This window comes from Marinilabilia rubra, from assembly GCF_003121985.1.
Taxonomy (GTDB): domain Bacteria; phylum Bacteroidota; class Bacteroidia; order Bacteroidales; family Marinilabiliaceae; genus Marinilabilia; species Marinilabilia rubra.
This window is the reverse complement of sequence record NZ_QEWP01000008.1, coordinates 221,125-233,901: the sequence shown is the minus strand read 5'-3', so window position 1 is coordinate 233,901 and position 12,777 is coordinate 221,125. Positions and strand designations below refer to the sequence as shown.

The following is a 12,777-nucleotide window of genomic DNA, read 5'->3' as shown; positions in this document are numbered from 1 at the left end:
AATACGGTCCAATGATTTTTATCAAAACCTGAGGAACAATTTATCTTACTGCAAAAAAGGATTGGTTCTTTTCTCCTCTCCAATAGTCGTTACCGGTCCATGCCCTGAATAAACCTTAACATCCTCGGGCAAAACCAATAGTTTTGTTTGTATAGCATCAATTAATTCATGCTGATTACCACCGGGTAAATCTGATCGGCCAACACTTCCTTTAAACAAAACATCGCCAACCAGGAGTACTTTTTCATCTTTGGCATAAAAGGCAATACCTCCAGGGGAATGCCCCGGAAGATGAATCACTTCAAACTTAACCTCTCCCAACTCAATAATGTCACCTTCTCGTAAATGCTTATCAGGTGCAGGTGGATTTTCTTTTAAGTCCATTCCAAAGCCGGCTGCCATATTTTTTGCCTGTCCAACTAAAAAATCATCTCCTTCATGGGCCATCGGTAAAATGCCCCATGTTTTGGCGACAAAGGCTGCTCCAAGAACATGATCCACATGAAGGTGTGTTTGTAACAAAAGCTTTGGGGTTAAACCCAATGAGTTAATCCGGTCAACCAGCATCTCCTCCTCCTGGGGAAACAACATCCCGGGATCAACAATGGCACAATCCTTTTTATCATTATAGACAATATAGGTGTTTTCCTGAAATGGATTAAAAACGAGATTTTCTACATAAATCATAATCACAATATTCTTTAGATGTTTTTCTTTCAAATATTATTTTGCAATGCCTTTCAACATAGGCACAAAAGCGAACTCACCAAAAGTTTCCTGTTCAAAGTCGTCTTCATTTAAACGCTTGATGCGGGTCATTGTTTGCGATCGCTCGCCGAGAGGAATTACCATATAGCCACCAGGTTTTAACTGAACAAGCAGGCTTGCAGGAATATCAGAAATGCCTGCTGTAACAATAATCTTATCAAAGGGGGCAAAAGCCGGCAGACCTTCGTTGCCATCTCCCAGAAACAAACGTATATCTTTATAACCTATGGAAGGAAGAAATCTGGAAGTTTTTTGAAACAATCGCTTTTGACGCTCAATGGAGAAAACAGAAGCCCCCATATCATCTAAAACAGCTGCCTGATATCCTGATCCGGTACCTATTTCCATAATTCGATCACCGGGTTCAACCTCCAATAAGCTGGTTTGGATGGCCACTGTATAAGGCTGTGAAATAGTCTGTCCCTGGCCAATAGGGAATGCCTGATCTTTATAGGCCATTTGAATAAAGGAGCTGTCCATGAAAAGATGTCTGGGAACTTTTCCTATTGCCTGAAGAACTTTCTGGTCAGAAATGCCTTTTTTTTGAATTTCCTGAACAAGCCGATTACGTAACCCTTTATGCCTAAACGAGTCATTTGATTCCATAAAGGCAAAAATAGCATTAACATAACTGGAAAGCAAAAACCTTGTCTCAACCCGAAGCAACTTTTTCGGATTGGCTGAATACCAAAATCAGAAATAATACGTACTTAGATAGTATAGGAATAAAAGATACACCTTTGACAGCAATAACCTTTTCTGTTATATTTAAGTATATAACCACAAGGATAAACTGTTACAAGAACTAATAAAGTTTAAAATATAGGAATCACATTCAGGAAAACAATGAAAAAGAAAAAAAAAACCACCGTATTTCTTTTGTTTTTCAAAACTCCCTCAAAAATAATCCTTGAAAGAATTGAAGAGTACCTTGAATCGCTTAACTGCAGCAACTACGGGTATTTTGGGAAAGAAGAACTGCCGGAATCTTTCGCAAGGCTTGGTGGCACAACTGACTTCCATACAGAGATCCTGAAAAACCCTCCATCTCAGATTTTAATTGTCGGATCTCCTGAAAGAAATGAAATTTCTCAGGAATTACTTGTTTCTCTCAGACTTTCACGTGCAACGATAAAATTAGTGCCGGTGAAGTTCGATCTTTTTTCATCCCTCATTCAAGTTAACAAAAGCAACGACCTCCCTCACATCAGACTTCTTTCCAATCACAAAAGCCTTATTGATAAAAGCTTAAAAACAATTTTCAACTATGCAATTGCCCTGGCAGGAATTTTTATCACAACTCTTGTCTTCCCGTTTATGGCAATTTTCATAAAAGCTACTTCTAAAGGCCCAATATTTTACAAACAAAAACGGTTAGGATTGTATGCAAAACCCTTTTACCTATATAAATTCAGAACAATGTATCTTTCGGCAGAAGCAAGGGGACCTCAACTATCGTCTGACAGTGACAAAAGAATTACTACTGCAGGGAAGATACTAAGATACTGGCATATGGATGAACTACCCCAATTTTGGAATATTCTGAAGGGAGACATGGCCCTGGTTGGTCCAAGACCTGAAAGACCCCACTTTGCAGAACTCTTAACCAACAAGATTCCATATTACAAAATTATTTACCAGGAGAAGCCTGGATTAACGTCTCTGGGAATGATTAAATATGGCTATGCAAGTTCGGTAACGGAGATGACAGATCGCCTCTATTATGACATTGTTTATCTCAACAATCCCACCTTCTTAATGGATCTGAAGATATTGGCAAATACTGTGCGATACATTTTTCTGAAAACTTTTTACGATCCCTCGCCAAAACGAAAAATCAAAAGAGAAGCTCAAATTAAAACGCTCACAAACTCAAATGAACCTCTGATTCGGTGGCTCACGCTTAAGAGCAAGATAAACAGCTAGTGTGATATTTATTAAATTGGTTTACTTGAATTTTATGTGATTTTTTTCTTTATGCAAGGCGGGGTTTGCTAAGCATAGCCTTAGCTATGGTTAGCAAACCCCAACGAAGCAGAAAGGAAAAAAGCGCCTGAAATTAGTGAATGAATTTAGTAATTGTCACACTAGCACCCCAAAAGGCCGGGACCAATCCCTGCCTTTTGGGGTGCTTTAATCTAATCTCTTTATTTCCCTCTACTTCTTTATAAACTTTTGCCATGAGGAACGCTCATCTTTCATCCTAATCTCCAAAAGATAAAGACCTGAAGCCAAGCCCTCTAAATTAAAAGTAGTTTGACCGCCGGCCTTTCTTTCAAATACTACACGACCAGACAAATCATAAACAAAGATGTTTCCGATATCCGTTGTCCTTTCGCTCAAAATATTCAGCTCATCATCAACCGGATTTGGGAAAATTTCAATATCAGAGGTATGTTCAAATATTTCAGGTCCTGAGGAGGTGACGTTTTTGAACCCTTCCAACTTCTTAGATGTAAAAAAAGCAAACTCACCCGGACGAAGGGTAACCACCATATTAGGATCCGTAACATTAATACTATCACCCTGGAAATGATTGTACCACCAACCGGTACGACTAAAAAAAGGAGCCTTCCCTGAATTGGTTAGCCCGAAATTACCTACAAGTCTAACATCAACCTCTTCACCATTTAAACTAATCCTCTTAACAGAATTGGCCACATCCATCTCATAGTCAGCTGTTCGAAACACAGACTGGTTTACCTTAAGGTTAATAATATTGGCATAAAACTCCCATAATGATTCGCGAGCATAATTTTCCAGATAATCCCATTTTGGGGGTTTTTGCCCAAGACGCCCACCTTCATCGATGCTAATGTCATACCCCAACTCTCCAAACTGCCAAATCATCTTGGGGCCGGGAATAGACATTAAAAACACAGATGCCATTCCTACCCTCATACAGGCATTTTCCAGTTCTGAAACCTGATATCCAGCAGCAGCATTCCCATAATTTAAAGCTCTGTACATTACGCGTTCTTCATCGTGGCTTTCCATGTATGCAAGAACATTAGGGTTATTCCATCCTCTTAAATTATAAGAGGCCCAGGAAAAATCTGACTTGCTATCTTCATGATACCCCATAATGGCTTCACTAAAAGGATGATTCATATTTCCCCAAAGGAGAATGCCATTATTCGCTAAGACTTTTTCTTCTGAATTATCAGCGAGATGCTCGAAGATGACAAAAGCATCTGGGTTTTGGCTCCATATTTCACCTGCCATCCGTGTTAGAATTTGAATGCGACTGGCATCGTACTCACTTGCCCATGAACTGGGACCATAAGTTTTATTAGTAAAACCTTTGGTAAAGTCGAAGCGAAAGCCATCGACTCTTAACTCAGACATCCAGAAAGAATTAATACTATCAACCAATTCTCTTGTATAAGGACTCTCATGATTAAAGTCGTATCCCCACTGAGCAGCGGTATTTTCCATATTGTGATCTCTGTTGTACCAGGGATTATTGGAAGCTGGTTTTCCTCCATCCAGGTACATCTGAGCAAAAGCCGACTGACTGTAACTATGGTTCAAAACCATATCCATAATCACGGCAATACCGCGGGCGTGGCACTCATCCACAAACTCTTTATAGTCATTTAAGGTTCCGTAAGCCTTGTCTGTTGCAAAGTAAAATGAAGGATTGTATCCCCAACTATCATTGCCTTCAAACTCATTAAAAGGCATTAATTCAATGGCATTCACACCCAATCTTTGAAGATAATCAAGCGTATCGGTGACCGTTTTAATATCCTGGTTGGCGGTAAAATCTCGGATCAATAATTCATAAATCACCAGATCTTCGCTGGCCGGAGGTGTAAAGTCGGATGTTTTCCATTGATAGACATCAGGAGTGGTACTAAATACAGAAATAATTCCTTCTGCACCATTTGCTTTGGGATACGGCTTAAGATTTGGATAAATATCTTCAGGAATATATTTATCATTCCAAGGATCAAGCACTTTATTGGTATAAGGATCAGCCACTTTCACATCACCATCTATGTAATATTGGTAAGCATACTCTGTGTTTGGCTGAAGATCTGCAACAGTTAACCAAAACATCTCACCGTCTTTTTTCATCTGGGCTTCGGGACGAGGTTCCCAATCATTAAAATCGCCTATTATATACACATAAGATTTTTCTGGAGCTTGAAGAACGAAGGTCGCAGTGTTGTCATCAATAATATTTACTCCTTTATTTAGTCCTGCCGGTAAAGCTTCATTAACAACAGGTTCTTTGATATAAAAATTAACCGTATCAGCATCCGTTTCTCCATCAGCAGTGGCTACCAACACTAACTCATGACTTCCCGAAGAAGGAGCAGAAAAAGTATGATTTAATTCCTGTAAAGCAGAAGTAGCAACAGAGTTGCCGTTCAGAAACAACTCCAGAGAGGTGGATTGTTGTCCTTGTCCTTCAACATCAACTGTTTCGCCGGGGCTAAAGAGTACGCCATCATCAGGGGTGGAAATAACAGCGGTTAAACCGGCTTCATATACATCTACAAAGATATTCTCGCCTCCCTCAGCCTTTCCTTCCAGGTACGAGCCTCCAACTTGCTCTCCACTTCGGAAAACAAAAGCCATCTGCAAAACCGTCTCTGTTTCATCAACACCATAATATGTAAGGATGTCCGGAGATATCTGTAATTCATAAGTGTTATCTGAAACACGAGTCATTTTAGCCGCATCCACATTCACTCCCCAATCTGCAATGACATGCATCCAGTCACCACCATCAGTACTAGCGTTGGTAATAACCCCGGTATGGGCATACACATCTCCTGTATAATCCTTCAGTCCACCTGTGCCCTGATCGGCATGAAATGTAATGGTCACTCCAGAATCGGCAGTAGGTAAAGCCGGATCGGAAGTAACGACCTGGGCTATTCCGGAAATACCCATAAACAACAAGGCAATTATTAAAAAGATTTGTTTCATACAATATGTCCTTTTGATAAAAAGTAATAGTCTGAAAAGAAAAACACGGGACCAGAGAATCCTGATCCCGTGAATAATAGTAAAGCCAATGTTACTGCAAAGTAACTGAGCCGGTTTCATTCTTAAAATTCAGATCTATAATATAATCACCTGCATCCACATTTACACGGTCCTGATCACCACCATTACCACGATATTCGATATTACCATCAAAGATCATAAATTCTGACTGCCACCAGTCGGTAAAATACGAATGCCATGCATACATTCTAAGCTCTGCATTGTTGAGCGTTCCCTGGAATGAAAGTTTTTCATTGGCATTGTCAATGGTGAATTTAGCAGCCTCATTAGCGGCATCCCAGCTTCCTACTGCATCACCAATAAGGTAAACCTCAGGTTCAACAACTGAAATCTTTTCTGCCTCCAAATCAACAACTACCATGTAATAACCACTCTCGACAGGAGCAGAAATATTATCTCCCCCAAAAGAGTACTCACCTCCGCCAAGATCTTCGGCCATTCCAAAATCATCTCCCCAGTCCATAACAGGTGAAAACTTAAACCCATCAGTACCAGCTTCCATCCAAACAATTTTCCAGTACAGATTTTCATGGCTATGAACAGGAATCATTTCAATGCTGTTAGCAGCCCAGTCCCATCCGCCGATGGTACCACCAATCATGTACAAGGTTGCAGGAGCGGATTCAGTGATAGTAACAGTTTTAATGTCACCGTTTATGGCATCAACAACAAGAGTAATATCATACTCCCCTTTCTCTGTTACAGAAAGATTTCCGTCAGCATCAACTACTAATTCAGAACTATTATCAACATCAAGTGCACCATAACCTAAATCAAAAGCTATCTCATTTTGCGGAGCTGGTTCCCCGTTAAGAGTCCGGAGCTTAAAGCCTTCGTTGGCCTCGAGAATGATTCCTTCCCATGTCCAGGTATAAACGCCTGCACTTGAAGTGGGTGCTCCCTCGTTATCAGCAACAAGCACATTGCCCCAATTCCAACTACTGCCATCAGCTGTGGCATCAGGGTTATCTGAACTAATTCCGGACCCAACAGCATCAAGGACAACTCCTGTCCAATCAGTCAATTCAGGCGCTTCATTTTGAATAATGGTAAATGTTCCAGCATTTACATCCAAAATAAGAGTATAGTTACCTCCTGTAGTACCAATATTAGCGCCTCCATCACTTAACACTACATTCTCCTCATCGAATATAGTACGTGGATCACCATCCAGCCCTAGGTTAAACGCCCAGGGATTGTCAGCATCTTTATTAGGTGCTCTGAATTTAAACTCACCCGGTGAAAGATCAAGAGTAAGCCTGTAAACTCCCGCCTCTTTGTCGTAGTCCATATACTGGTCATTCTCTGGGTTCCAGCCTCCTACCGCACTTCCGATTACGGTCCATGAATCAACGTCGAAATAAGGAGTGACTGTCATGTTAATAGGTTCAGTAACTAATTCATGATTTGCCACCACACGAACCTGTATATCATGAGCCGTACCTTCTTCAAATCCGGCAGCTAATAATCCTTTATTGAAATCTGAAACCGAAATTTCTAATGGTGTCTCAATATTGGAAAGCAATATGTTGCGCTTAGAAAAATCACCACCCTGAACATCCACTTCCAGAGCATACTCCACAACAACAGGTAGTTTAAAATCTGCCTCAGTCCAATCAAACGTAGCAAACACCTGATCTTCATTCACTTTTTCCAGTACATATGAACCTCCTCCTGAGGGAGAAAGCAGTTCAGGCCCCACCGCATCGGAAGGTACTTTGGGATCCAGTTCATCTTCACAAGACGAAAATAAACCGATCACCATAAAAAACAGTGCAAATATTTTAATATTTTTCATTTCTCTCATTGTTAACGATTAATAATCCGGGTTTTGCTCAAGTTTGGGGTTAGCTGTAATGTCGGTAAACGGAATGGGCATCAAATCGAATTTGGCATCTACTGAGGTACCATTTACCGCTCCTCCTTTAAAAGGCCATACATAGTCACCTCCAGAGAACTTGCCAAAACGTACCAGGTCAGTACGTCGGTGACACTCCCAGTATAACTCGCGGGCCCGCTCATCCAGTATAAAATCAAGATCGATGGTCCCTGGCATGCCTACGCCTGCTCTGTCGCGCAAAGCAGCTATGTAGTTCTGGCTGGCTGATGAAACAGAACCGTTCAACCTCAAATCAATTTCAGCAGCCATTAAGTAAGCATCTGCCAATCTGAAGACGGGTGCATTAATGTCAACAAAAGCACTATTGCCTCCATTGGACCCAAAACCTCCTTCACGCGTAATATTTTTATACTTGGTCACCGCATACCCCTGCGTAAACTGATCAAGCTGGGCGATATCAAGACTCTGTCCTTCAGTGAACCACATAGCCCTCAAATCACTATTATCAAATTTTGAAACCAGTTTTGCAGTAGTCCTGTTTCCCCCCCAAGCTTCGCTGGTACCATAATCAGAAGGAATCATTTCGCCTCCAATGGAAGCATTCAATATGTATGGAGTACCTCCCCAGGTTTTACTGTTGTCACCATCAAAGTTGATTGAGAAGATAATCTCATTATTACATCTGTAGTTATCAGCCAGGAACAAGTACTCATAAGGAGTATTGTATGCAGAATCATTCGGTGAAACATCTTCTGCGTCAACCAAACTAAACCCACCTTCGTTGATCACTTTATCAACAAAAACTTTTGCTTGTTGGTAATACTCATCATTTTCCTGTCCCAAATAAACGGCATGATTCAAATACAATTTCCCTAAAAGCATCCAGGCAGCACCTTTACTGGCCTGACCGACCATCGCATTTGAATGATCAGGGAGAATATTTTGAGAATCTCCTTGTTCGCCGGTAATCTCAAGAAGTTCGGACTCAATAAAGTTAAACAGTTCAGGCCCCCGAACATTTTCACCAGCAGGTTCAGGTAAAGTTGACCCAATAGGAGAATTTTCATCCACAAAAGGAATTCTGTTACCGAATAAATCCAGAGCATGCCAATATGAAAGAGCTCTCAAAAAACGAGCTTCAGCCACCATTTGAGGCACACCGTTCCAATCCTCTTGTGCATTGTTATTGGCCTGACGAATAAATTCATTGGCCAAAGAAACCTGGTATAACGCCCGGTAATAGAAAGAACGAATAAATTCATTGTTTGCCCCCCAATTAACCTGGCTGATTTTTGGAAGATTCCCGTCAGCCCAACCATTCACTGTTTCATCTGTAGGCAATTGCTGAAGCACAAAGTACCCACGCCAATATTGGCTGTGGCCTTCATCAAATCCACCAAGGTCGCCCTCACCGTCAGGACCGGTTTGTCCTGACACTGCAAATCCTGCATAAATTTTGGCCAGACCTTGTTCAAACTTCTCCTCACTTGTATACACTTTATCAGCAGTATCAAGATTGGGATCTATAGGCACCAGTTCCAGATCATCGACACACGAACCCAGGCCAATGATGAAAAACAGTGCTATTGCAATATTTTGAATTGTTATTTTCTTCATCGTTCATTGATTTTTTTAGAATGACACATTAACACCCATCATATAGGTACGTGGACGAGGATACATATTATTATCTATTCCATCGCTAATCTCAGGATCAATTCCGTCATATTCTGAGACTACTAGTACATTATCCACAGAACCATAAACACGAATCTTTAAACCTGAATTCAATAAATCATTTACATTGTAACCTAAAGTCACATTATCGAGACGGAAAAAAGAAGCATTCTGAACATAGTAATCAGAGAAATAATTTGGATCGTAGAAACCTGTGTTATAAATATCACTGTGAATATTGTTTAGAAAGTTTCCATTAACCTGCAGTTTATTGTAAAAAGCACCATTCGATGCCATGTTGTTATACACATACATATCCAGATTTGCCCGGCCTGAAACGCTCAAGTCCCAATTCTTATAACGTAATGACGTATTTAAACCAATTATATATTTTGGAGAAGCACTTCCTGCAACATAAAGATCCGATTCGTTAATTTGGCCATCTTCATTCTGGTCCACATAAACCCCTTCAAGAGGACGACCATCGGCATCATATACCTGCTCATATACAAAGAAGGATCCTGCGGGCTGACCTACCTGATGAATTTTGATATTATTACCGGTACCTCCACTGATTCCACCATGTTGAACTCCCAGATAATTGGGATCATCTACCTGAGTAAGTTTGGTTATTTCATTTTCATTATAGGTGAAATTGGCACCCAATTCCCATGTGAAATCATTTGATTCGTATGGAATTGTATTCAAGGATATCTCGAACCCTTTGTTTTCCAGGTTACCCACATTGGTAAAAAGTTGATTGGTCAGATTGGCTCCGGCCGGAACCGGGATTTCATTCAACAGATCTTCTGTTTTCCTAAGATAAACATCCAGACTACCATAAATTCTGTCATTCATGAAACCATAATCAAGCCCCACGTTGTAAGTAGTTGTTTCTTCCCACTTAAGGTTTTTGTCATACCCTTCCGGTCTTAAAGTTGTTACAGGAATCTTCACATAATTTCCTGATTGTGGATTATAGTAAACATACTGCGCGGTTGGCTGGCCTGTGCGGTAGGTTCCAAAATACCCGTAATCACTTCCAATGTTTTGCTGACCTGTAACACCATATCCCAAACGAAGCTTTAAGTTCGAAACCGCGGAGCTCTGCTCAAGGAAGGCTTCATCACTAATATTCCAGGCCAATGCCATTGATGGGAACAAGCCCCAGCGGTTTTCTTCTGAAAAACGTGATGATCCGTCATTTCTCAAAGTAAAAGTGAGGAAGTACTTTTCTTTAAAGACATAATTTAAACGCCCGAAAAAGGATACCAGGTAGTTCTCTGTTTTAGTTAAATTATATGGATCTCTAACAAAACTACCTTCGCTATCGGCCTCATTAAAGTAAGCCTCATCTTCATTATTTCTCCAGAAATGCTGCCAGGAATATCCCCCCATCACATCAATTCTACTATCAATATCATCCAGGGGTTTTGTATATTGAAGATAGAAGTCCAATAACTCATTCCGTTTTTCCTGAGCATAATGACTATAAGCTCCTCCCCTGAGGAACGCTTCTGTATCCCAGGCTGCATTGGCAGGAGTTTGAACCCCTCCATCATCCTCACTCTTGGAGTAGTCCATACCAACGTTTAAATTGGCTCTCAATTCAGGAAGGAAGTGGAATTTGTAATCTGCCTGAAAATTACCAACAAAACGTTGTACCATAGATAAGTCAGTTCTTTGGTTGATACGTGCTACCGCATTTTGTGGTGCAATATTATTGGGATTACCACTTGCGTTGGTCCAGGCATAATAACCTCCAAATCGATCATATTCATCAGCCTTTATGGGTTGAGTGGGATCCATTGCTATGGCATCTCCAATGGCATCTTCATTTGAGAAATTATTTTTTATAGACATCCCTTTGAGAGAGGTATTAATTCTAAGATGATCCCCAAAAAATGATGGATTGAGGTTTAAAGCAGCTGTCACCCTTTCCATACTGGATTTCTTGAGAATACCATTGGAATTATTGTATCCAACAGAAGCCCTAAAAGGAAGAGCATCTTTTACTGTACCAGAAAAAGCAATATTATGATCAGTACTTATAGCTGTCTCATAAATCTCATCCTGCCAATCGGTGGATGCATCTCCCATAAGATTAGTATTCTCAGGGAAAAATTTTCCTAACATTTCACGGTATTGTCCTGCATCAACAACATCGACCATTTCGGTAGGCTGGTGAACAGACATCTTCCCGGTATAGTCAATTTTCAGTTCGCCGGTTTTTCCTTTTTTAGTGGTAATTAAAATAACACCGTTCGAAGCCCGACTACCGTAAATGGCAGTAGCGGAGGCATCCTTCAAAACAGTAAAAGTTTCAATATCATTGGGGTTAACCACATTCAATGGGTTACGCATCCCGGATACATCTTCGTTGTCAATGGGCACTCCATCAATAATAATCAAAGGATCGTTACTCGCTGACAATGAGGATCCACCACGAATTCGAATGGTTGTACCACTACCAGGGGCACCACCTCCATCAGTAATCTGTACACCTGCTACCTTACCATTCATCAGTTGTTGTGGAGAAGTAATCGACCCTTGATTAAAATCATCAGCTGAAACAGTCTGCACTGAACCTGTAAGATCCTTTTTCTTGGAAACTCCATATCCAATAACAACAACTTCTTCAAGACCAAGCACATCAGGTCGAAGACCTACATTTATAACATTCTGGCCATCAATTGCTACTTCAGAAGTTTTATACCCTATAAATGAAAAAGCCAATACTGCCTCTTCAGGTGCCTGAACAGAATAAGTTCCGTCTGGCTGAGTAATAGCACCCTGTTGTGTTCCTTTTATAACTACAGTTACGCCCGGCAGCGGTTCGCCATTATCGGCATCCGTTACCGTTCCTGTCACTGTTATCTCCTGGGCAGAAGCGCTTATAAATAAGCCCAGCCCTAAAAAGAGAAACAGGATCTTGTAGAAATTAAACTGTTTTTTCATAAAACCTTAATTTAAAAATAAACTTGATTAAACATCTTTTTAGGCATTTCCTCTTTTGGAAGCCTTTGCTGTACCGGATTTTTTCTGTGAAAAACAATCAAAAACCTGACTAACTACCAATTAAACAATGTCGTTACACTTTCAACAGACGATTAGAAACAGGACAAAATCATTTTTCTTAACTCTACAAAATTATGAATAAAACCGCCCGGAGTAAACATTTGTTAACATTGATTCTTGCCTTTTCACACAAAAATCACTGCAAACGTTTGCGGCATCGTTTGCGACATCGTTTGCAGAAAAACGGCCTGTTTTACAACATCTCTGCATTATTTCTGCAATCGTTTTCGAAACCATAAACAAAGGGCATTTGATAGTAAATCCTGCTCTCTTATTTTGAAGTATTCAGAAATCCACAACTCTGTTAACTTTTATTTACATTTCGGAGAGGAAGTATAGAAAAATGTCACAAATGAGTAATCAGGGCGTCCACTTAATAAATCAGTTTA

Annotated in this window: 7 protein-coding genes; 1 reads left to right on the top strand and 6 read right to left on the bottom strand. The window is 40.4% G+C overall.

The window, feature by feature from the left end:
* Positions 1-45: 45 nt before the first annotated feature.
* Complete coding sequence (locus tag DDZ16_RS11890) at positions 46-687, bottom strand: MBL fold metallo-hydrolase (RefSeq protein ID WP_109264692.1); 642 nt, start codon at positions 685-687, stop codon at positions 46-48.
* Between the two features lie 36 nt (positions 688-723).
* Positions 724-1,374, bottom strand: a complete 651-nt coding sequence (locus DDZ16_RS11885) for a protein-L-isoaspartate(D-aspartate) O-methyltransferase (RefSeq protein ID WP_109264723.1) — start codon at positions 1,372-1,374, stop codon at positions 724-726.
* Between the two features lie 240 nt (positions 1,375-1,614).
* Between DDZ16_RS11885 and DDZ16_RS11880 the strand changes: the two genes are divergently transcribed.
* Positions 1,615-2,694: a sugar transferase gene (locus tag DDZ16_RS11880; protein WP_232526631.1), complete on the top strand. Its 1,080-nt coding sequence runs from the start codon at positions 1,615-1,617 to the stop codon at positions 2,692-2,694.
* 231 nt (positions 2,695-2,925) lie between these two features.
* On the opposite strand, the gene DDZ16_RS11875 is transcribed toward DDZ16_RS11880, so the two are convergent.
* From DDZ16_RS11875 to DDZ16_RS11860, 4 genes are all read right to left on the bottom strand, one after another.
* The gene (locus DDZ16_RS11875; RefSeq protein WP_109264690.1) at positions 2,926-5,712 is read right to left on the bottom strand and encodes an alpha-amylase family glycosyl hydrolase; all 2,787 of its coding nucleotides are present in this window, start codon (positions 5,710-5,712) and stop codon (positions 2,926-2,928) included.
* A gap of 91 nt (positions 5,713-5,803) precedes the next feature.
* Entirely contained in the window at positions 5,804-7,591 is a 1,788-nt protein-coding gene (locus DDZ16_RS11870; protein ID WP_158275658.1) for a SusF/SusE family outer membrane protein, read from the bottom strand.
* 18 nt (positions 7,592-7,609) lie between these two features.
* A complete protein-coding gene (locus tag DDZ16_RS11865; protein ID WP_109264688.1) occupies positions 7,610-9,250 on the bottom strand; it encodes a RagB/SusD family nutrient uptake outer membrane protein in 1,641 nt (546 codons plus the stop codon).
* 15 nt (positions 9,251-9,265) lie between these two features.
* Positions 9,266-12,268 carry a SusC/RagA family TonB-linked outer membrane protein gene (locus DDZ16_RS11860; protein WP_109264687.1) on the bottom strand — a complete coding sequence of 1,001 codons (3,003 nt, stop codon included), beginning with the start codon at positions 12,266-12,268 and terminating at the stop codon, positions 9,266-9,268.
* Positions 12,269-12,777 lie beyond the last annotated feature (509 nt).